Below are 20,028 nucleotides of genomic sequence, written 5' to 3'. Positions count from 1 at the left end.
GGCTTTTTGTTGCTTGGCGTGCACGGTCGGTCGGCGTTGGCCCCTACAACCGACTGATGATCAGGGCGGCATTCACTCCGCCGAAGCCGAAGCCATTGCACAGCACATGCCGGGTGGGCTGTTCGCGCGCCACGCCAGGCACGAAGTCCAGATCCCGCATGTCCTCGTCGGCGTTTTCCAGGTTCAGGGTAGGGGGCAGGCGGTCGTGCATCACCGCCAGCGCAGAGAAGATGCTCTCCACCCCGCCGGCGGCACCGAGCAGATGGCCGGTGGTCGACTTGGTGGCGGAAATCGGGATGCCGGCGAGGGCGTCGCCGAAGACGTTGCGCAGGGCGGCGATCTCGGCACGGTCGCCGACCGGCGTCGAGGTGGCGTGGGCATTGATGTGGTCGATCGCCTCGGGAGATAGCCCCGCCATCCGCAGCGCCGCTCGAACGGCCGCCGCGGCACCGGCACCGTCTTCCGGGCCGGCGGTGATGTGGTGGGCGTCGGCGCTGGTGCCATAGCCGCCGAGAACGGCCAGGGGCGTTGCCCCGCGGGCCTCGGCGTGGGCCAGGCTTTCGATCACCAACAGTCCCGCCCCTTCCCCCATGACAAACCCATTGCGTGCCTGGTCGAAGGGGCGCGACGCCCTGGCGGGATCGTCCCGTTCGGTGGAGAGTGCCTTCATGGCGTGGAAGCTGGCCAGCGAGAGCGGGTCGATACAGGCCTCGGCGCCGCCTACCAGGGCCACATCGGCCTCGCCGCTGCGGATCAGGCGCATGCCATCGCCGATGGCCTGGATGCCTGCCGCACAGGCGGTCACCGGGCACCCCAGTGGCCCCCGAAAGCCATGGCGAATCGACACGTTGCCCGCCGCCAGGTTGGCCAGGAAGGCCGGCACGGTGAAAGGGGAGAGCCGGCGATGGCCGCGTGTCGTCAGGGTGTTCTGCGCCTGGGTGATGGTGGGGAAGCCGCCGATGCCGGAACCCACGATGGTGGCGGTGGCCAGGCGGTCCGCATCGCTGGTCGGGAACCAGTCGGCCTGGGTCAGCGCCTCTTCGGCGGCGGCCATGGCGTAGAGGCTGAAGCGTTCCAGCTTGCGGCGCTCCTTGGCATCGGCCACCCGGTCCGGGTCGAGGCCGGCTTCGGGGTCGTCGGCAATGTCGGGCACCGAGCCCGCGACCTTGATCGGCAGGTCGCCGGTATCGAACCGGGTGATCGGGGAGATGCCGGAGCGGCCGGCGAGGAGGCGCTCCCAGCCTGCCTTGACGCCGCAACCAAGCGGGCTGATCATGCCCATGCCGGTGATGACGAGTGGTGTTTGCATGGTGATGTCCTGAACAGCTCGGGGTGATGCCACGCTAGCATCGGGCTTTATATGATCAAGGTAATATTCAGCGTGGGAGTGTGAGGTCGCCATGCCCTACTCAGCGAACCACAAGGCGAGATCCCGGGAGCGCATCCTCAAGTCGGCCATCGAGCTGTTCAGTCGCCAAGGCTTCGAGAAGGTCTCCATCGGGCAGATCATGAAGTTGGCCAGGATGACCCACGGGGCCTTCTACACGCACTTTGCCTCGAAGGAAGCGCTCTATCATGCCTCGGTGCGGGAAACCCTGGAGAGCAGTCGCGCGGCCAGGCTGGTCAAGGGGCCCCTGTCGGTGAAGCACCTGACGGAGCTGGTCGCCAACTGCTGGAACCTTCAGGAGCTGGAACGCAAGCAGATGCCGGGACCGGAGACGGTGCTGTTCAACGAGATCGGTAACGAGAATGCCGAGGTTCGCACGCTGTTCGAGGCCTCCTACCTGCGCATGAAGAAGATGCTGGAAACCCGGCTCATCGCGCTGGGCCGCTTGAAGAAACTGCCCTTCGAGCCCGATCGCGAGGTCATCGCCGAGAAGTCGCGTGCCATCCTCGCCTCGCTGGTGGGCGCCGTGGCCATCGCCAAGAGCCTGCCCGGCGAGCAGGAGCGTCAACGCATCCTGAACGCCGCACAGCGCAACATCCTGCAGATGCTCGGCGTCGACGAAAGCGAGCTGGAGGGCATGCTGGGCGACGCCAGGTAGAGGTTCTTCGCCACCTCATGCGGATCTGGTGTGATCCAGCATGCGCCCCACGGGGCTACCGATCCGGTAGATCATGGTGATGAAGTTGGCCTCGTTCCGGTAGCCGCGTGACCTGGCTGCCTGGCACCGATCTCGATGATTACCACAGCCCCCGAGCCAGGCGACTGGCTCGGGGGCTTTTGCGTCTTGCGGGGTGGTCACTTGGCGGCGAGCGCCACGCCGACCTTGGAACGATTGGGCCGGCCGATGGCCTGGGTGATCCAGTGGCCGGTAGCGGCGAGCTGGTCCAGGTCGATGCCGGATTGGATGCCGAGGCCGTTGAGCAGGTAGACCACGTCTTCGCTGGCCACGTTGCCGGAGGCGCCTTTCGCATACGGGCAGCCGCCGAGGCCGGCCACGGAGCTGTCGATCACCGCCACGCCTTCCTCGAGCACGGCGTAGAGGTTGGCCAGCGCCTGGCCGTAGGTGTCGTGGAAGTGGGCGGCGAGCCGGGTCAGGGGCACGTCGCGGGCCACGGCCTCGAGCATGCGCTTGGCCTTGAGCGGGGTGCCGGTGCCGATGGTGTCGCCCAGCGAGATCTCGTAGCAGCCCATGTCATGGAGGGCCTTGGCGACCTCGGCCACCTTGGCCGAGGCGATCTCACCCTCGTAGGGGCAGCCCAGCACGCAGGAGACGTAGCCGCGCACGCGGACGTTCGCCTCCCGGGCGCGCTCGAGCACCGGGGCGAAGCGCTCCAGGGACTCGGCCACCGAGCAGTTGATGTTCTTCCGCGAGAAGGTCTCGCTGGCGGCGCCGAACACCGCCACCTCCTCGACGCCGCACTCGAGCGCCGCCTCCAGGCCCTTGAGGTTGGGGGTCAGCGCCGAGTAGACGATGCCCTCGCGGCGCCTGAGGCCGGTCATCACCTCGTGGTGGTCGGCCATCTGCGGCACCCACTTGGGCGAGACGAAGCTCGCCGCCTCGATATGGGCGAGGCCCGCCGCGCCCAGGCGGTCGATCAGTTCCAGCTTGGTCTCGGTGGCGATCGCCTCGGGCTCGTTCTGCAGCCCGTCGCGGGGGCCGACCTCGACCAGGCGCACGGATGGGGGGAAGGCCATGGGTTCTCTCCTGTCTGGCTGATGACGGGCCTGAGGTGTGGCTACGTGTCGCGGCTTTCCCGGCGACAGGCCTGCGGGGAGGCGCTGTGAACCCCTCCCTGGGCGCTACCGACGCCATCCTTGGCGTAGGACCTCCCCTTCGGCCTGTCCCCAGCGCCGCTCACATCGGAGGCTTCCTCCGGCACCGCCGACCCTTGAGCTCTGCGCCCGGTGATGGGTTACTCGTCCGCGGCGAATTCCAGCAGCACATCGCCCTGGCCGACCGTATCGCCGGCGGCGAAGTGGAAGCTCTCCACGTGGCCGTCGGCGGGGGCGGTCAGGGTGTGCTCCATCTTCATGGCTTCCATGACCATCAGCGGCATGCCTTTCTCGACCCGGGCGCCGGCCTCCACCAGCAGTGCGACCACGGTGCCGTGCATGGGCGCGGTGAGGGTGGACTCGGCCTCGTGGTGGCCGTGGTCGATGGCATCGATGCGCCGCCAGAACAGCCGGGTCTCCCGCTGCGGGTCGACCATCACCACCACGTTGCGCTCTCTCCCTTCGCCCACCAGTCGCGCCTGCATTCGACGGCGATGGCCATCGAGGGTTATCGCCACGGCGTCGCCCTCCAGTGGCGCGAGGGTGGCGGCGAAGGTGCGCCCGCCCAGCGTCAGCTGCCAGGGCGAGCCCTCGGCCTCGCGGCGGCCCTCGACCACCACCACGGCCTCGGCGTCGTCCTCGTTCGGCACATGCGTGGGATCGCACAGGGCGATGCGGATGGTGTGCGCCGCGTTGAGGCGGAAGCCGTCGTGACGATCCCAGGGGGAGTCGCTCTCGCATTCCCGGGCCAACTGGTGCAGGCCGATCAGCGCCGCCCCGGCGTATTCCTCCAGGTCGACCCGACGCTCGGCGAACAGCGTCGCCTCGTTGCGCTCGATAAAGCGCGTATCGAGATCCGCATTACGGAAGGCCGGATGGGTAGCCAGGCGCTGCAGGAAGGCCCGGTTGGTGACCACGCCCTGCACGTCCAGGGCGGCCAGGGCCCGGTTGAGGGTGGCCAGCGCCTGGGGGCGGTCGTCGGCGTGGACGATCAGCTTGGCCAGCATGGGGTCGTAGTGCATCGAGACCACATCGCCGGTGGCCACGCCGCTGTCCAGGCGTACCCGCTTGGGGTCCAGGCCGGCGCCGGCCAGGTCCATGGCGAAGCGCGAGAGGGTGCCGGTGGCGGGCAGGAAGTCCTGCTCCGGGTCCTCGGCGTAGAGGCGCGCCTCGAAGCTGTGGCCGGTGATGGTCAACTCGTCCTGGGCCAGGGGGAGCTCCTCGCCCATGGCCACGCGCAGCTGCCACTCCACCAGGTCCTGGCCGGTGATCATCTCGGTGACCGGGTGCTCCACCTGCAGGCGGGTGTTCATCTCCATGAAGTAGAAGCTGCCGTCGACGTCGAGCAGGAACTCCACCGTGCCCGCGCCGACGTAGCCGATCTCCTTGGCGGCGCGCACCGCGGCCTCGCCCATCTGCCGGCGCAGCTCGGCGGTCATGCCCGGGGCCGGGGCCTCCTCGAGGACCTTCTGGTGGCGGCGTTGCACGCTGCAGTCGCGTTCGAAGAGGTAGACGCCGTCGCCGTGGGTGTCGCAGAACACCTGGACCTCCACGTGGCGCGGCTGGGTCAGGTACTTCTCGATCAGCATGCGCTGGTCGCCGAAGGCGGCCTGGGACTCGCGGCGACATCCGTCCAGGGCGGCCTGGAAGGCCTCACTGGACTCCACCACGCGCATGCCCTTGCCGCCGCCGCCGGCGCTGGCCTTGAGCAGCACCGGGTAGCCGATGCGCTCGGCCTCGTCGCGCAGGAGGGCATCGTCCTGGCCCTCGCCGTGGTAGCCGGGCACCAGCGGCACCCCGGCGTCATGCATGCGCGCCTTGGCGGCGGACTTGTCGCCCATGGCGGCGATGGCCGAGGCGGGCGGGCCGACGAAGGTGATGCCGGCGGCGTCCAGGGCCTCCACGAAGGGGCCGTTCTCGGAGAGGAAGCCGTAGCCGGGGTGGATGGCGCCGGCGCCGGTGCGCCGGGCGGCCTCGATCACCGCCTCCACGTTCAGGTAGCTCTCGCGGGCGGCGGCCGGGCCCAGGCGCACGGCCTCGTCGGCCTCGCGCACGTGGCGGGCGTTGGCATCGGCGTCGGAGTAGACCGCCACGGTGCGCAGGCCCATGGCGCGGGCGGTGCGCATCACGCGGCAGGCGATCTCGCCGCGGTTGGCCACCAGCAGGGTGTCGAAGCGCTGGGCGTTGTTGTTCGGCGTCCGGGTCATGTACGACGCTCCGTGGTCGATGAGGAGTCGGGGGCCCAGGCGGGACGACGCTTCTCGAAGAAGCTGGCCAGGCCCTCCTGGCCCTCGTGGCTGACCCGCAGCTCGCTGATGATGCGGCAGGTGTGATCGCGGGTCGCGTTGCTGTCGGGCTCGCGGGCCACCTCGGCGAGCAGCGCCTTGGTGGCGCGGCTGGCCTGGGGCGAGGTGGCCAGCAGGGTGTCGACCATGGCCTCGACCGCCGCATCCAGGTCGTCGGCGGCGACCACCCGGTGGGCCAGGCCCAGGGTCTCGGCGGTGGCGGCGTCCATGACCTCGGCGGTCAGCGCGTAGCGGCGCATCTGCCGCTCGCCGATGGCGCGCTGCACGTAGGGGCTGATCACCGCCGGCGACAGGCCGATCTTCACCTCGGAGAGGCAGAACCTGGCCTTCTCGGAGGCGATGACCACGTCGCAGCAGGCGGCCAGGCCCACGGCGCCGCCGAAGGTGGCACCCTGCACGCGGCACACGCTGGGGCAGGGCAGGGTGTCCAGGCCGTGCATCAGCGCCGAGAGCTCCCGGGAGTCCGCCAGGTTGTCCTCGAAGTCGTAGTCGAGCATGCGCTTCATCCAGTGCAGGTCGGCGCCGGCGGAGAAGCTCTTGCCCTCGGAGCCCAGCACCAGCAGGCGCACCTCGCCGCGCCGGGCGAGCTCGCCCACCCGGTGCAGGTGGTCGTTGAGCTCGGCGATCAGGTGGTCGTCGAAGGCGTTGTGCACTTCCGGGCGATCCAGCGTGAGCCGGGCGACCCCGCGGTCGTCGATCGCCAGTGTTGAGAAGGTTGTCTGTGACATGTCAGACCTCGTTAGCAGAGCTTGAAGCCGGAAGCTGGAAGTTTGAAGAAACCCCGGTATCTTGCCTCCGGGGCGTGCGGTGGTGACTTCCAGCTTAGAACTTCAAGCGTCCAGCTCCCTTGCGCAGCAAGGGGACTACATCCTGAACACGCCGAAGCGGGTCTCTTCCACCTCGGCATTCATGGCGGCGGCCAGGGACAGGCCCAGCACGTCGCGGGTCTGGGCCGGGTCGATGACGCCGTCGTCCCACAGCCGCGCGCTGGCGTAATAGGGGTGACCCTGGTGCTCGTACTGGTCGCGGGTCGGCTGCTTGAAGGCGGCCTCCTCCTCGGCGGACCACTCGCGGCCCTCGCGCTCGATCTGCTCGCGCTTGACCTGGGCGAGCACCCCGGCCGCCTGCTCGCCGCCCATCACGGAAATCCTGGCATTCGGCCACATGAACAGCAGGTTGGGCTCGAAGGCGCGGCCGCACATGCCGTAGTTGCCGGCGCCGAAGCTGCCGCCGATCAGCACGGTGAACTTGGGCACTCTGGCGCAGGCCACGGCGGTGACCAGCTTGGCACCGTGCTTGGCGATGCCCTCGTGCTCGTACCTGGAGCCCACCATGAAGCCGGTAATATTTTGTAGGAAAATCAAGGGGATTTTCCTTTGGGCGCATAGCTCGATGAAGTGGGCGCCCTTGACCGCGCTCTCGGAGAACAGCACGCCGTTGTTGGCGACGATGCCCACCGGGTGGCCGTGGATATGGGCGAAGCCGGTGACCAGGGTGTCGCCGTAGTAGCGCTTGAACTCGTCGAAGGCGGAGTCGTCGACGATGCGCCCGATCACCTCGCGCACCTCGAAGGGCTTCTTGAGGTCGGTGCCGACGATGCCGTAGAGCTCCTCGGGATCGAGGCGCGGCGGCTTGGGCTCGGCCATGGCCAGCCGGCCGCGCTTCTGCCAGTTGAGTCGCGCCACGCAGCGCCGCGCCAGCTGCAGGGCGTGGGCGTCGTTCTCGGCGTAGTGGTCGGCCACGCCGCTGCGCTTGGTGTGGACGTCGGCGCCGCCCAGGTCCTCGGCGCTGATAGACTCGCCGGTGGCGGCCTTCACCAGCGGCGGGCCGCCGAGGAAGATGGTGCCCTGCTCGCGGACGATGATCGACTCGTCGGCCATGGCCGGCACGTAGGCGCCGCCGGCGGTGCAGGAGCCCATCACCACGGCGATCTGCGGGATGCCCTCGGCGGAGAGGGTGGCCTGGTTGTAGAAGATGCGCCCGAAGTGGTCGCGGTCCGGGAAGACCTCGTCCTGGCGGGGCAGGAAGGCGCCGCCGGAATCCACCAGGTAGAGGCAGGGCAGGCGGTGCTGGCGGGCGATCTCCTGGGCGCGCAGGTGCTTCTTCACGGTCAGCGGGAAGTAGGTGCCGCCCTTGACCGTGGCGTCGTTGGCGACGATCACGCACTCCACGCCGCTGACCCGGCCGATGCCGGTGACCACGCCGGCGGCGGGCACCGGGCTGTCGTAGACCTCGTGCGCGGCCAGCGCCGAGAATTCGAGGAAGGGCGAGCCCTCGTCGAGCAGGTGGTCGATGCGGTCGCGCACGAACAGCTTGCCGCGGGACTCGTGGCGGGTGCGGGCCTTCTCGCCGCCGCCCTGACTGATGGCGGCGGTCAGCTCGCGCAGCTTGCCGACCTCGGCGCGCATCGCCGCGTCGTTGGCCTGGAAGCCTTCGCTGCGTGGATTGATCTGGGACGTCAGGATGGACATACATCTCTCCGAGATGAGCGGAAGGTCGGAGGCCCGGTAGGGTGGATAAGCGCCAGCGCATCCACCGTGATGCCGGGCCGGTCTGTGTCGGATGCGCTCGCAGGCTCGCTTATCCGACCTACGGCTCGGGGCTTAGGCTGACTCCTGGAACAGTTCGCGGCCGATCAGCATGCGGCGGATCTCGCTGGTGCCGGCGCCGATCTCGTAGAGCTTGGCGTCGCGCAGCAGCCGCCCGGTGGGGTACTCGTTGATGTAGCCGTTGCCGCCGAGCAGCTGGATGGCGTCCAGGGCGACCTGGGTGGCCTTCTCCGCACAGTAGAGGATGACGCCGGCGGCGTCCTTGCGCGAGGTCTGGCCGCGGTCGCAGGCCGCCGCCACGGCGTAGAGGTAGGCGCGGCAGGCGTTGAGGGTGGTGTACATGTCGGCCACCTTGCCCTGCACCAGCTGGAACTCACCGATCGCCTGGTCGAACTGCTTGCGCTCGTGGATATAGGGGATCACCACGTCCAAGGCGGCCTGCATGATGCCGATGGGGCCGGCGGCCAGCACGGTGCGCTCGAAGTCCAGGCCGCTCATCAGCACCCGCGCGCCCTGGTTGACCTCGCCCAGCACGTTCTCCGCGGGCACCTCGCAGTCCTCGAACACCAGCTCGCAGGTATTGGAGCCGCGCATCCCCAGCTTGTCGAGCTTCTGGGCGGTGGAGAAGCCGGGCATGTCCTTCTCGATGATGAAGGCGGTGATGCCCTTGGAGCCGGCGTCCGGGTCGGTCTTGGCGTAGACCACCAGGACATTCGCCTCCGGGCCGTTGGTGATCCACATCTTGTTGCCGTTGAGGATGTAGCGGTCGCCGTCCTGGCGGGCGCGCAGCTTCATGGAGACCACGTCGGACCCGGCGCCCGGCTCGGACATGGCCAGCGCCCCCACGTGCTCGCCGCTGATCAGCCTGGGCAGGTACCTGGCCTTCTGCTCGGCATTGCCGTTGAGCTTGAGCTGGTTCACGCAGAGGTTGGAGTGGGCGCCGTAGGACAGGCCCACCGAGGCGCTGGCCCGGGAGATCTCTTCCATGGCGATGCAGTGCGCCAGGTAGCCCATGCCGCTGCCGCCGTCCTCGTCCGGCACGGTGATGCCGAGCAGGCCCATGTCGCCGAACTTCCGCCAGAGGTCGTTGGGGAAGGCGTTGTTCGCGTCGATCTCGGCGGCGCGGGGCGCGATCTCGTCTCGGGCGAAGGCATTGACCTGGTCGCGCAGCATGTCGAGGGTCTCGTCGAGGCCGAAGTCGAGGGGCTTGTAGGGCGCGTGCATGGCGTACTCCGTGATGAATCAGGGGGTGGGCCGCAGGTCGGCGCACCGGGCAGTCAGGAACCGATACCGCTAGCCTAGGCGAGGTTTACGTTAACGTAAAGGTCAGCTGAATATGGTTAGACCAAGGTCGCACCATGCGCCTGGTGTTCCGGGGACGTCGGAGGCCAGAAAGGCGAGATTCGCTCCCGACGAACCCTCACCCGTCCCACGTCCCTGTGGACCTCCGGCGTGGCCATCGCTGGGGGTTTTCTCTCATCCTAGCCACTGACTCCACTGATGGTAGAGGGGGATGCCGACGATTACGTTGAACGGGAAGGTCACCCCCAGGGAGGCCAGCATCGCCAGGCCGATATTGGCCTTGGGCACCGCGGTGCGCATGGCGGCGGGGGCGGCAATATAGGAGGCGCTGGCGGCGAGCGCGGTGAGGATCAGCACCGACCCCTCGGGCAGGCCCAGGGCACGGCCGAGCAGCAGGCCGACCAGACCCAGCACCGGTGGCACCGCCAGGGCGAAGGCCAGCAGGCGCCAGTGACGCCAGGGCAGGGGGCGCAGGGTCTCGGCGGCGGTCAGGCCCATCTCCAGCAGGAACAGCGCCAGCACCGCCTTGAAGGCCCCTGTGAACAGGTCCGTGACGGTGGCGCCCTCCAGGGGGCCATACATGGTGCCGATCACCACGCCGCCGGCCAGCAGGATCACCCCGCGGTTGGTCAGGGTCTCGTGCCACAGGCCCCGCATGGCCTCGCCGGGCTCGGCGCCGCGGTAGCGGCGGTAGAGGGCGATGGCGACCATGATCGCCGGCAGCTCCATCATCACCAGATACAGTGTTACCTCGGCGCCGACCGCCAGGTTGCGGGCCTCGGCGTAGGCCAGGGCGACGGCGAAGGTACCGGCGCTGACCGAGCCGTAGTGGGCGGCCAGGCTGGCGCTGTCCGCGGCGGACAGCCGCACCAGCCGGCGCAGCACCGGCATCAGGACCAGCGGGATCAGCCCGCCCAGCGCCGCCACCGCCAGCAGTTCGGTCACCAGCGACCAGTCCAGGCGGCCGTACAGCGCCATGCCGCCCTTGAGGCCGATGGTCAGCATCAGCAGCAGGCTCAGGGTGTCGTAGGCGGCGCGGGGAATGGTCAGGTCGGACTTGACGAGCCCGGCCAGCAGGCCGAGCAGGAAGAACATCACCACGATATCGGGCACGAGGTCTCTCTCCGGTCGAGGAAGGAAGGCGGCCGGATTGTGCGGAGTCGCGAATATTGATACCAATAATATCTATGCCGGCTTTCCATAGGTGAACATCTATAGGTCCCGCCATGAATATCCGTCACCTGACCTTCCGCCTGCTGCAGGTGCACGTGGAAGTCGTCCGCCGAGGCTCGGTCAGCGAGGCCGCCCGGCGGCTGCATCTCACTCAGCCCACCGTGTCCCAACAGCTCAAACGGCTCCGCGAGGCGGTGGGCGAGCCGCTGCTGGAGACCCGCCAGGGCCGGCTGGAGCCCACCGAGGCGGGCCTCGAGCTCTACCGGGCCAGCCGCGAGGTGCTGGGGCGCTTCGACGACTTCGCTGATTACCTGGACGCCCTGCGCGGCGGCCGGCGGGGCCACTTCAGCATCGCCCTGGTCAACACCGCCCAGTACGTGCTACCGCGCCTGCTGGGCCCCTTCAACCGGGCCTACCCGGAGGTGGAGGTCACAGTGCACATCGGCAACCGCCAGCAGATGCTGCGCCGCTTCGACCGCCAGGAGGATGACCTCTACGTCTTCAGCCATCCGCCGTCGCTGGAGCACGCCCTGGCGGGGCGCTTCCTGCGCAATCCCCTGGTGATGGTCGCCCCCCGCGACCATCCCGCCACCCGGGAGCCCGGCTGGGATCTGGAAAGGCTGCTCGGCGAGCGGCTGCTGCTGCGCGAGCCGGGTTCGGCGACGCGCATGATGACCGAGCGCTGGTTGCTCGAGCAGGGGCTCGCCACCGGGCCGACCATGCAGATGGCCAGCAACGAGGCGATCCGGGTCGGGATCGCCTCGGGCCTGGGGCTGGCGATCCTCTCCGAGCACGTGCTGCCGCCGGAGCATCCCGACCTGGTGACCCTGCCGGTGCCGGGCCTGCCCATCGAGAGCCACTGGCAGTTCATTGCCCGGCGCGACCAGCGCCTGGCCCACTCGGCCCTGGGCTTCCTGCGCTTCGCCCGCGACCACCTGGAGGAGTGCGTGGAGGCCCGCTTCGTCTGCAACGAAATCTTCGGGCTGCTGGCCGGGCTGGAGGTGGTGGAGGCCTGACGGGGGTCAGGCCCTTCAGTAAACTTTGTTGTTGGCCCCCAAACATCCTTACGAGGCCTTCGTCGACGGCTTCGCACTCATGGGGTAAACGTGCCCGCCACGGGCCGGTGAGGCCCGGGGCGACATGGAAGGCTTACTCGGCGTTGGGGAAGAACAGTTGCTGGCCCTTCACCTCGAAGTCGGCGATGGCCTGCTGGCCCGCCTCCGAGAGCAGCCAGTCGTGCCACTGCGCGGCCAGGTCGTGCTTGAGGTGCGGGTGTTTCTCCTCGGAGAGGAGCAGGCTGCCGTACTGGTTGAACAGCGCCTCGTCGCCCTCGAAGAGCAGCTCGAGGTTCTGGCGGTTGTCGAAGGCCACCCAGGTGGCGCGGTCGGACATCACGTAGGCGTCCATGCCGGCGGCGGTGTTGAGCGTCGGGCCCATGCCGCTGCCCAGCTCACGGTACCACTCGCCGGCGGGTTCGATGCCGGCGGCCTCCCACAGGCGCAGCTCGGCCCGGTTGGTGCCGCTGTCGTCGCCCCGGGAGGCAAAGGGCGCCTCGGCCTCGGCGATCCGCGAGAAGGCCTGCGCGACGGTCTCGGCCTCGCGGATGCCCGCCGGATCCTCGGCGGGGCCGATGAGCACGAAGTCGTTGTACATCACGTCGGCCCGCTCGGTGGCGTAGCCGTCGGCGACGAAGCGCTCCTCACCGGCCGTATCGTGCACCAGCAGGCTGTCGGCGTCGCCGCGTCGGGCGATCTCGAAGGCCTGGCCGGTGCCCACGGCGACCACCCGGACCTCGATGCCACTGGCCTCGCGGAACTGCGGGATGATGGCGTCGAACAGCCCCGAGTTCTCGGTAGAGGTGGTCGAGGCCAGGGTGATGTAGGGCGCCTCGTCCTGGGCGACGGCGGTCATCGAGAGGCCCATCAGGCCGAGGGCGGCGAGGGTGAGTCCTGTACGCATGCTTGGGCATCCTTGTGTGGCGTTGCGTGGTTGGAAGAGCGGTCGTGATGGCGATGGGCGGGGCTACCAGACCAGCTCCCCGCGCAGGAAGGCCGCCGCCTCAGGAGTGGCGGGGGCCGTGAAGAAACGCTCGGCCGGGGTGTGCTCGAGGAGCCGGCCGCCGCAGAGGAAGATCACCTCGTCGGCCAGGCGACGGGCCTGGTGCAGGTCGTGGGTGCTCATCAGGATGCGCGTGCCCCGCCGGTGGAAGTCGCTCACGGCATCCTCAACCGCCTTGATGGCGGCGGGGTCCAGCGCCGAGGTGGGCTCGTCGAGGAACAGCATCCGGGGCTCGAGCAGCCAGGCCCGGGCCAGGGCCAGGCGCTGCTGTTCGCCGCCGGAGAGCACCCGGGCCGGGCGGCGGGCCAGCGCGCCCAGCCCGAAGCGCTCCAGGGCCTCCCGGGCCAGGGGGCGGCGGCGGCGCCAGGGGGTGCCGTTGACGCCCAGCGCATAACAGAGGTTGTCCAGCGCAGAGCGCTTGAGTAGCACCGGGCGCTGGAAGACCATGGCCTGGCGGGGGATCTCGCCTTGCCAGCGAACCCGCCCATGGGTGGGCGAGAGCAGGCCGTGGGCCAGGCGCATCAGTAGGCTCTTGCCGGCGCCGTTGGGGCCCATCACCAGGGTGCGCCGACAGCCGTCCAGGCGCAGGGAGAGCTCGCTGAGCAGGGGCTGGCCGCGGTGGCTGAAGCCGAGCCCCTCGAGCTCGAGGGGCGCGATGGAGGCCGGGGTGTGGACCTGCAGCATGTCGTTCATCCCAGTCGCCTCCGCGCCGTCTCGCCGACCAGGTGCGCCGCGGCGTTGACCAGCGCCACCAGGCCGAGCAGCACGATGCCCAGGCCGAGCGCCAGGGGCAGGTTGCCCTTGCTGGTCTCGAGCACGATGGCCGTGGTCATCACCCGGGTCACCCCGTCGATGTTGCCGCCGACGATCATCACCGCGCCGACCTCGGCACTGGCCCGGCCGAAGCCGGCCAGCACCACCATCATCAGGCCGAGGCGGGCGTCCCACAGCAGGGTGGGGATCATGCGTGCCCGGGACAGGCCCAGGGAACGCAACTGCTCGCGGTATTCCAGATGCAGTTCCTCCACCTGCTGGCGGGTCAGGGCGGCGATGATCGGCAGCACGAGCAGCACCTGGGCCACCACCATGGCGCCGGGGGTGAACAGTAGCCCGAGTTCGCCCAGCGGGCCGGCCCGGGACAGCAGCAGGTAGACCGCCAGGCCGGCCACCACCGGCGGCAGGCCCATCAGGGCGTTGAGCACCACCACCAGCACGCCGCGTCCCGGGAAGCGCCACAGTGCCAGGGCGGCGCCCAGCGGCAGGCCCAGCAGCGCGGCGATCAGCACCGCCGTCAGCGAGACCTTGAGCGACAGCATGACGATGCCGAGCAGCGCCGGATCCAGGTCGAGGATCAGCGCGAGCGCGGTAGCGAAGGCGGAGTCGTGCTGGGGCATCCATTTCTCCTGACGTTTCCAGGCATGATGTGCCCTGTGTAAGCTGCTTGCATCGGGTAGTGAAAAATATGCAGCAAAACACCTGATAATGACATTCCGAGGACGACGGGAGGCGAGGGAATGACGACGGACCTCAGCGGGGCCGGGCCGGCCTACCTGACCACCGCCGAGGTGGCCGAGTACCTGCGCCTCAAGCCGCGCAAGGTCTACGACCTGGTGCGCCAGGGGCAGATCCCCTGCACCCGGGCCACCGGCAAGCTGCTGTTTCCCCGCCAGAGCATCGACCTGTGGCTGATGAGCCACCTGGAGGGCGACCAGCCGGGGAGTCGCCCGGTGCCGGTGGTGCTCGCCGGCAGCCAGGACCCGCTGCTGGAATGGGCGGTGCGCGAGAGCGGGGCGGGCCTGGCCACCCTGTGCCACGGCAGCGGGGATGGCGTGCGCCGCCTGCTCGCCGGCGAGGCCATGGTGGCCGGCCTGCACCTGGTGGACGAGGCCAGCGGGCGCTACAACCGGCCGGAGGCGCTGGGGCTTTCCGGGCTGCGCGACCTGGTGATGGTGCGCTGGGCGACACGGCGCCAGGGCCTGCTGCTGGCGCCCGACAACCCCCAGGGCATCCACCGCCTGGCCGACCTGGCCCGGCCCGGGGTGCGGCTCGCCCACCGCCAGGCCGGGGCCGGGGCCCAGCGGCTGCTGGGCTGGCTGCTGCGGCGGGCCGGGATGGCGGCCGAGCGGCTCGCCTTCACCGCCCATCCCTCGCTCAGCGAGGACGACCTGGCGCTGGCCATCCGCCAGGGCGAGGCCGATGCGGGGCTCGGGGTGGAGGCCGCCGCCCGGCGACAGGGACTGGCCTTCGTGGCGCTCCACGACGAGGCCTTCGACCTGGCCCTGCGCCGGCGCAGCTACTTCGAGCCGCCGCTGCAGCGCCTGCTGGCCTTCGCCCGGGAGTCGCGCTTCCGCGAGCGCGCCGAGGCGCTCGGCGGCTACGACGTCGGCGAGCTCGGGCGGGTGACCTACAACGCCTGAGGTCGCCGCCCGAGGCCGCGCGACGGGCTAGTCGAGGACGCTGGCGAAGGACGTTCTCGCGTCCAGGCGGTTCGTCTCGCCCGCCGATGCCCCCGCCAGATAGGCGGTAAGGTGGGCGCTGAGCTCGCGGGCGTCGTCATCGGCGCCATGGAGGAAGCTCGACTTGCGCCGGCGCATGAACGGCAGGCCCATGGCATAGACCCCGGGGGCGTCCACCACGCCGCCGTGGTGTCGCAGCCGGCCTTTGCGGTCGAACACCGGCAGCTGCAGCCAGCGGTAGTCGGGCCGATAGCCGGTGGCCCAGATGACGCTGGCGATCTCGCCACGCGCCAGGTCGAGGTCCAGGCAGGGCGAGGCCGGCACGGGCGTGGGGGCGAAGCGCTCGGGCGGCGGCAGGCTGGCGTCCCGGCCTTGCTCGTGGGCCCAGTCGTCGAAGCTGTCCAGCAGGCGGCCGAGCTTGAGGTCGCCGGCGGCACAGTGGGTACGCAGCGCCCCCGAGAACTGCAGGTGGCCATCGCGCAGCCCGACCAGGCGCCCGACCAGCCGCACGCCCTGCTCGGCCAGCGTGCCCAGGGACAGCGTCCGCGACTCGGGACTGCCCACCAGCTGGGGCGAGGGCAGGCGGCGGGCGCGCTCGAGATCCTCCACCGCGTCGTGCCGCTGGTCGAGCAGGCCGGTCGCCTCCATCCACCACTGGATGTCTTGCCCGCGATAGCGGCGCGGCATGCGTACATGGTCGCCCACGGAGAGGGTCACGGGACGCCCGCTGCGCTGGATCTCGTCGGCCAGCTGGACCCCGCTCGCCGAGGCGCCCACCACCAGCACGCCGCCCGCCGGGAGGGCCTCGGGACGCCGGTAGTCGTGCAGGCTCAGGCTGGCGATGCCGGGCGGCAGCGCCGTGGCCAGGGCCGGCACCCGCGGCAGGTTGCAGGCCCCGCTGGCCAGCACCAGCGCCCGGCATCGCCACTCGCCCCTCTCGGTGAGTACCCGGTAGCCGCCGTCCCCCGGCCGCACCGACAGCACCCGCGTCTGGGGGTGGACGGGCGCCGCGGTCCGGCGGGCGTGCTCCTCGAGGAAGGCGATCAGCTCGGCCATGGTCATGAAGCCGTCGGGCTCGGGCCCCGCATAGCGCAGCCCCGGCAGGCGGCACTGCCAGTTGGGGGTGAGCAGGCGCAGCGAGTCCCACCGCTCGTGCCGCCAGGAATTTGCCACCTCGCCGCGCTCCAGGAGCACATGGTCGATGCCGCGCGCCGCCAGGTGGTGCGACATGGCCAGCCCGGCGTGGCCCGCGCCGATGACCACCACGGTCACGGCGCGGGCGCGGCGGTGGAGGGCCGCCGCTGTCATGCCAGCGTCACCGCGACATCGGTGGGGTTGGTCAGCAGGTCGAACACCGCGGAGCGCTTCTGGGACTGGGCCACCAGGGCGGCGATTTCCTCGCGGCTGGCGTCGGCACCGATCTCGTAGGTGACGCGGACCGCCTCGAAGCCGTTGCGCACCTCGCTGTCCATGCCCAGGATGCCCTGGATGTCCATGCTGCCCTCCACGCAGGCCGTCACCGAGTGCAGCTGGATACCGCGATGCTGGGCCACGGCGGCGATGCCCGCGGTGAGGCAGCCCGCCAGACCGACCAGCACGTATTCCACCGGGGTCGGGCCGTGATCCTCGGAGGCGAAGACCTCCGGGTGGTCGGTATCGAAGGTGGTGCGCTGGCGGTGGCACTGGGGCTCGCCGAGGCCGTGGAAGGTGTCGATGGTGCTGCGGCTGTGGGTGCCGTTGACCCAGTCGCAACGGGCCTGCCAGGTGAAGCGCGCGGCCTCGGGCGCCTCGGCCAGGGCCTCGCGGGCGCCGAGCAGGGCGGTGACGTTGACGCCGTTGTCGATGGTGTGGATGGCGGTGGTCATGGATGTCTTCCTCGCGTGTCGTGATGATCGAGGCCGTCGACGGGGTGTCTGGCGGCTCGAGAGTCAGTCTGCGAGGAGGACGTGGGACCCAGCGTGGGAGCGCGCGTGGTTTTTCACGCCGCCGGCGTGGAAGCGGCCGACGTGGAAGCGGGGGGTGCCACCCGCTGGAAGGCCCAGGCCGCCTCCATGGGCATGCCGGCCTGGCGCTGGGCGATGCGTACCGACTCGGCGTCCGGCGCCTGGTAGAGACACAGCATGCGCCGCCGATCCAGGGAGAAGAAGGTGCGCAGGAAGCGCACGCGATGGTTCTGCAGGCAGGCCGCGCCGGCATCCTCGATGGCCTGGATCGTGGCCAGGTCGACGGGGGTGGCGAAGGCTCGTTCCACCAGCACATCGCCCGAGACTCCCGCCGTTCCGGGGACCTCATGGACCGTGCCGGCCCACAGCCGGCCGACGTCGGCGCCGGCCTGGCGCAGGCCCACCCGTGCTCCCTCGGCGTCGGGGCCTCGGAAGTGGCAGACCATGCGTCGGCCGTCCCGGGCCAGCAGGCTGCCCTGCCAGGCGACGCGGTGCAGGTCCAGGCAGTCCCGGGCGGCGAGGGTCAGCTGGCGGACGAACTCCGGCGCCAGAGGGGTTGTGAAGTCCCGCTCCAGGAAGACATCGATCATGGTGATCTCCTCTCGTCGCCATCGGGGTCGTGCGTTGCGGCCTCGGATGCCGTCGAGAGGGGGGCGCCAGGCCTGCTCAGCAGCTCGGTTGCCTGCTCGCGGACCCAGGCCGAGACGGTGGTCGTCGGCATCCCCTCGGCGGCCTGGATATGCTCGGCCGCGCGCGAGGTCTCCTCCAGGGCAAGTCCTGCCCGGGCCAGGAGGGCATGGGCCAGCAGCCGTTCGCTGTCACGCTCCAGGGCCTGGGCATTGGCGAGGGCCTCCTCGGCGGCGAGGCTCGCCTCGCGGGGGCGCCGGCGGGCCAGGTGCAGCAGTGCCGCCCGGTTGAGGACCCAGGCCAGGCGATGCTTGGCATCGGCGTCGCGCAGCGCCGGCAGGGCGGCCGTCAGGGGGCGCGGCTCATCGTCTTCGGCCAGCCGGCACAGGGCCTCGGCGGCATGGGCGAAGGGACCCTCGCTGCCGCCGCGCAGGCGGTCGCCCAGGGCGACGAGGGCCTGGCAGCGCTGGCGCGCCGTCGGGTAGTGGCCCGTCTCCAGTGCCATCATCATCAGGTACTCGTTGGCCTGAAACTCGCCGAGGCGGTCGCCGCCGGCCTTGCACAGGGTACGCGCCTCCTGGAAGGCCGCTTCCGCCTCCGTCGCCCGGGCGTCGTGCCAGGCCAGCAGGCCCCGTGCCAGCGACATCGCCGGATGGGTGAGGTGATGCCGGTCGGCCCGCGCCTCGGCACTGGCCAGCAGGGTGCGGGCCTGGTCCAGGTCGCGCTCCAGCATGGCCAGGCAGCGGGCGGCCTCGGCCATGGCGATGATCTGTTCGGGATCCTCGGCGCTGCGGGTCACCCGCTCCGACTGCAGGGCCTCCTCCCGGGCATGGCGCCACTGGCCGTGGGCCCAGCGCAGGTGGCTGGCCAGGTGATAGCCGAGCCGGGCGTGGGCCAGGTCGCCATGTTCCAGGGCCTGTTCGGCGAGCCCCACCAGCGCCTCGGCGGTCGCCTCCCAGTCCGCCGGTGGGGCGGCGCCCAGCTCCACGGCATGCAGGTCGAGCAGCAGGCAGATGCGGCGCCGGCCAGGCAGGCTCTCGGCCAGTGCCAGGCCGCGCCGGGCCAGGCGCAGGGCCTCGTCGTTGGCGAAGAAGCGCAGGCAGAGGCGTCCGGCGGTGACCAGGGCCTCGGCGGCCAGCGCCGGGTCGCCGCTGCGCTGGGCATGATGGGCGAGTTCCGCGGCCTCGTCCAGGTCGTGGACGGTCGACGCCACCAGGTGGTGGGCGATGCTGCGGTGCATGACCTGGCGGCGTGCCGGGGAGATGGTCGCGTAGAGACGGTCGACCCGCTCATCGTCGGCGAAGCACAGGCCCTGCTCGCGGGACGTCAGCCACCCGAGGCGCTCGGCGCTCTCCAGGGCCAGGCCGAACCGGTGGCTGTCCAGACCGCTGTAGCGGGCCAGGGCACCCGTGTCGGGGCAACGGCCGAGCAGCGAGGCCCACTGCAGCAGATCCCGGGTATCGGGATCGAGTCCTGCCAGGCTCTCGGCCTGACCGGCGGGCGACGTCGGCGGCGTGCCCGGCACCGTGACCGGGCGACGCCTGGCCGCCGGCAGGACACCGGCGATGGGCAGGCCCGCCTCCTGGAGCAGGCGCATGCCGAGCTGGTACTGCTGCTCGGCCTCCCGGGGGCGGTGCAGGGCCTGGAGCAGGCGCACCAGCCGGGCGCGGGCCGGCTCGTCGAAGGGGCTCAGCCGGACCAGGGCCCGGGCATGGGGCAGGGCGCGTTCGGGCGACTCGCCGAGTCGTTCCACCAGCGCCCCCAGCAGCCGCGACTGGGCGCGCATGGCGCCCTCCCGCTCGGCCAGGCACCAGCCGTGGAAGTCGTGCAGGTTGGGCAGCTCCAGGCCTTCCAGGAAGGGGCCGCGATAGCGGGCGGCGGTGGCCTCCAGGCAGGCGAGGTCGGCGTCCGGGAGTTCCCGGTCGACCAGGCGATGCAGCCGCAGCACATCCACGTCCAGGTCCTCGAGATCCAGGGCGACCGACAGGCGATCGGCGACCAGGCGCGGCCGGTCCGGCGTGTCCACCAGGCGGCGCAGCTTGGACAGGCTCCAGCGCAGCGAGCCGCGGGGGTCATCGGGAAGCTCCCAGAGCAGCTCGCAGAGATGGTCGCGGCTGATCGGGCGGGTGTGGAGGGCGAGGTAGGCCAGCAGGGCGCGGGTCTTCCGCGACGGGGGCAGCGACACCGGGCGGTCGTCGTGCAGGACCTCGAGGTCGCCCAGCAAATTGAGGGTCAAGGCGAACATGACATGTCTCGGGCGGCTGGCCCGTGCCAGTCGTGACGCCATCAGTATAGTCCGGCGCGCCTCGCCACCCCTCGGGTTTCGTCGGGGGGGATGACGCCGGTCCGCGCAAAATACCACGCTGGCTTCCACGCCTTCTTCCTCGTCGCGGG

17 protein-coding genes are annotated in these 20,028 nt (G+C 70.5%); 3 read left to right on the top strand and 14 right to left on the bottom strand.

Translation table 11 applies throughout. The annotated features are described in order from the left end of the window. Positions 1-43: 43 nt before the first annotated feature. Entirely contained in the window at positions 44-1,309 is a 1,266-nt protein-coding gene (fabF, locus tag FHR97_RS17235) for a beta-ketoacyl-ACP synthase II (RefSeq protein ID WP_183385031.1), read from the bottom strand. Positions 1,310-1,400: 91 nt separating this feature from the next. Here fabF and FHR97_RS17230 point away from each other — a divergent pair, with 91 nt between their 5' ends. Continuing rightward, positions 1,401-2,045 carry a TetR/AcrR family transcriptional regulator gene (locus FHR97_RS17230; RefSeq protein ID WP_183385030.1) on the top strand — a complete coding sequence of 215 codons (645 nt, stop codon included), beginning with the start codon at positions 1,401-1,403 and terminating at the stop codon, positions 2,043-2,045. A 197-nt stretch (positions 2,046-2,242) separates the two neighbouring features. On the opposite strand, the gene FHR97_RS17225 is transcribed toward FHR97_RS17230, so the two are convergent. The 6 genes from FHR97_RS17225 to FHR97_RS17200 form a co-directional block, all read right to left on the bottom strand. After that, positions 2,243-3,142 carry a hydroxymethylglutaryl-CoA lyase gene (locus FHR97_RS17225; protein ID WP_183385029.1) on the bottom strand — a complete coding sequence of 300 codons (900 nt, stop codon included), beginning with the start codon at positions 3,140-3,142 and terminating at the stop codon, positions 2,243-2,245. Between the two features lie 218 nt (positions 3,143-3,360). Beyond that, entirely contained in the window at positions 3,361-5,427 is a 2,067-nt protein-coding gene (locus tag FHR97_RS17220; protein ID WP_183385028.1) for an acetyl-CoA carboxylase biotin carboxylase subunit, read from the bottom strand. Next, complete coding sequence (locus FHR97_RS17215) at positions 5,424-6,254, bottom strand: enoyl-CoA hydratase-related protein (protein ID WP_183385027.1); 831 nt, start codon at positions 6,252-6,254, stop codon at positions 5,424-5,426. Before FHR97_RS17215 ends, FHR97_RS17220 begins: the two co-directional genes overlap by 4 nt. Before the next feature lie 135 nt (positions 6,255-6,389). Beyond that, entirely contained in the window at positions 6,390-7,997 is a 1,608-nt protein-coding gene (locus FHR97_RS17210) for a carboxyl transferase domain-containing protein (RefSeq protein ID WP_183385026.1), read from the bottom strand. A 132-nt stretch (positions 7,998-8,129) separates the two neighbouring features. Beyond that, positions 8,130-9,299 carry an isovaleryl-CoA dehydrogenase gene (locus FHR97_RS17205; RefSeq protein WP_183385025.1) on the bottom strand — a complete coding sequence of 390 codons (1,170 nt, stop codon included), beginning with the start codon at positions 9,297-9,299 and terminating at the stop codon, positions 8,130-8,132. Between the two features lie 252 nt (positions 9,300-9,551). Further along, positions 9,552-10,490 (bottom strand): sodium-dependent bicarbonate transport family permease, encoded by a 939-nt coding sequence (locus tag FHR97_RS17200; protein ID WP_183385024.1) that lies wholly within the window; start codon positions 10,488-10,490, stop codon positions 9,552-9,554. Between the two features lie 113 nt (positions 10,491-10,603). On the opposite strand from FHR97_RS17200, the gene FHR97_RS17195 reads away from it, so the two are divergent. After that, complete coding sequence (locus FHR97_RS17195) at positions 10,604-11,566, top strand: LysR family transcriptional regulator (protein ID WP_183385023.1); 963 nt, start codon at positions 10,604-10,606, stop codon at positions 11,564-11,566. A 133-nt stretch (positions 11,567-11,699) separates the two neighbouring features. On the opposite strand, the gene FHR97_RS17190 is transcribed toward FHR97_RS17195, so the two are convergent. The 3 genes from FHR97_RS17190 to FHR97_RS17180 form a co-directional block, all read right to left on the bottom strand. Further along, positions 11,700-12,509, bottom strand: a complete 810-nt coding sequence (locus tag FHR97_RS17190; protein ID WP_183385022.1) for an ABC transporter substrate-binding protein — start codon at positions 12,507-12,509, stop codon at positions 11,700-11,702. A gap of 63 nt (positions 12,510-12,572) precedes the next feature. Further along, positions 12,573-13,301 carry an ATP-binding cassette domain-containing protein gene (locus tag FHR97_RS17185; protein ID WP_246404111.1) on the bottom strand — a complete coding sequence of 243 codons (729 nt, stop codon included), beginning with the start codon at positions 13,299-13,301 and terminating at the stop codon, positions 12,573-12,575. Next, entirely contained in the window at positions 13,298-14,002 is a 705-nt protein-coding gene (locus FHR97_RS17180; RefSeq protein WP_183385021.1) for an ABC transporter permease, read from the bottom strand. Before FHR97_RS17180 ends, FHR97_RS17185 begins: the two co-directional genes overlap by 4 nt. A 120-nt stretch (positions 14,003-14,122) precedes the next feature. On the opposite strand from FHR97_RS17180, the gene FHR97_RS17175 reads away from it, so the two are divergent. Further along, entirely contained in the window at positions 14,123-15,025 is a 903-nt protein-coding gene (locus tag FHR97_RS17175) for a helix-turn-helix transcriptional regulator (protein WP_183385020.1), read from the top strand. Between the two features lie 27 nt (positions 15,026-15,052). On the opposite strand, the gene FHR97_RS17170 is transcribed toward FHR97_RS17175, so the two are convergent. The 4 genes from FHR97_RS17170 to FHR97_RS17155 form a co-directional block, all read right to left on the bottom strand. Next, positions 15,053-16,372, bottom strand: a complete 1,320-nt coding sequence (locus FHR97_RS17170) for an NAD(P)-binding domain-containing protein (protein WP_183385019.1) — start codon at positions 16,370-16,372, stop codon at positions 15,053-15,055. Next, positions 16,369-16,929 carry an OsmC family protein gene (locus FHR97_RS17165; protein ID WP_183385018.1) on the bottom strand — a complete coding sequence of 187 codons (561 nt, stop codon included), beginning with the start codon at positions 16,927-16,929 and terminating at the stop codon, positions 16,369-16,371. The genes FHR97_RS17170 and FHR97_RS17165 overlap by 4 nt, the downstream gene beginning before the upstream one ends. A gap of 113 nt (positions 16,930-17,042) precedes the next feature. Then, positions 17,043-17,597 carry a DUF4242 domain-containing protein gene (locus tag FHR97_RS17160; RefSeq protein ID WP_183385017.1) on the bottom strand — a complete coding sequence of 185 codons (555 nt, stop codon included), beginning with the start codon at positions 17,595-17,597 and terminating at the stop codon, positions 17,043-17,045. Next, complete coding sequence (locus FHR97_RS17155) at positions 17,594-19,879, bottom strand: ATP-binding protein (protein ID WP_183385016.1); 2,286 nt, start codon at positions 19,877-19,879, stop codon at positions 17,594-17,596. Before FHR97_RS17155 ends, FHR97_RS17160 begins: the two co-directional genes overlap by 4 nt. Positions 19,880-20,028: the final 149 nt, after the last annotated feature.

It is taken from the genome of Halomonas stenophila, from assembly GCF_014192275.1.
Taxonomy (GTDB): Bacteria; Pseudomonadota; Gammaproteobacteria; order Pseudomonadales; family Halomonadaceae; genus Halomonas; species Halomonas stenophila.
The sequence above is the reverse complement of the archived record's forward strand: the minus strand, read 5'-3'. Positions and strand labels throughout refer to the sequence as shown.

Excerpts from the sequence above, each read along its gene's own strand:
- fabF (WP_183385031.1), bottom strand. The coding sequence starts at position 1,309 with ATGCAAACACCACTCGTCATCACCGGCATGGGCATGATCAGCCCGCTT.
- FHR97_RS17230 (WP_183385030.1), top strand. The coding sequence starts at position 1,401 with ATGCCCTACTCAGCGAACCACAAGGCGAGATCCCGGGAGCGCATCCTC.
- FHR97_RS17225 (WP_183385029.1), bottom strand. The coding sequence starts at position 3,142 with ATGGCCTTCCCCCCATCCGTGCGCCTGGTCGAGGTCGGCCCCCGCGAC.
- FHR97_RS17220 (WP_183385028.1), bottom strand. The coding sequence starts at position 5,427 with ATGACCCGGACGCCGAACAACAACGCCCAGCGCTTCGACACCCTGCTG.
- FHR97_RS17215 (WP_183385027.1), bottom strand. The coding sequence starts at position 6,254 with ATGTCACAGACAACCTTCTCAACACTGGCGATCGACGACCGCGGGGTC.
- FHR97_RS17210 (WP_183385026.1), bottom strand. The coding sequence starts at position 7,997 with ATGTCCATCCTGACGTCCCAGATCAATCCACGCAGCGAAGGCTTCCAG.
- FHR97_RS17205 (WP_183385025.1), bottom strand. The coding sequence starts at position 9,299 with ATGCACGCGCCCTACAAGCCCCTCGACTTCGGCCTCGACGAGACCCTC.
- FHR97_RS17195 (WP_183385023.1), top strand. The coding sequence starts at position 10,604 with ATGAATATCCGTCACCTGACCTTCCGCCTGCTGCAGGTGCACGTGGAA.
- FHR97_RS17190 (WP_183385022.1), bottom strand. The coding sequence starts at position 12,509 with ATGCGTACAGGACTCACCCTCGCCGCCCTCGGCCTGATGGGCCTCTCG.
- FHR97_RS17185 (WP_246404111.1), bottom strand. The coding sequence starts at position 13,301 with ATGAACGACATGCTGCAGGTCCACACCCCGGCCTCCATCGCGCCCCTC.
- FHR97_RS17180 (WP_183385021.1), bottom strand. The coding sequence starts at position 14,002 with ATGCCCCAGCACGACTCCGCCTTCGCTACCGCGCTCGCGCTGATCCTC.
- FHR97_RS17175 (WP_183385020.1), top strand. The coding sequence starts at position 14,123 with ATGACGACGGACCTCAGCGGGGCCGGGCCGGCCTACCTGACCACCGCC.
- FHR97_RS17170 (WP_183385019.1), bottom strand. The coding sequence starts at position 16,372 with ATGACAGCGGCGGCCCTCCACCGCCGCGCCCGCGCCGTGACCGTGGTG.
- FHR97_RS17165 (WP_183385018.1), bottom strand. The coding sequence starts at position 16,929 with ATGACCACCGCCATCCACACCATCGACAACGGCGTCAACGTCACCGCC.
- FHR97_RS17160 (WP_183385017.1), bottom strand. The coding sequence starts at position 17,597 with ATGATCGATGTCTTCCTGGAGCGGGACTTCACAACCCCTCTGGCGCCG.
- FHR97_RS17155 (WP_183385016.1), bottom strand. The coding sequence starts at position 19,879 with ATGTTCGCCTTGACCCTCAATTTGCTGGGCGACCTCGAGGTCCTGCAC.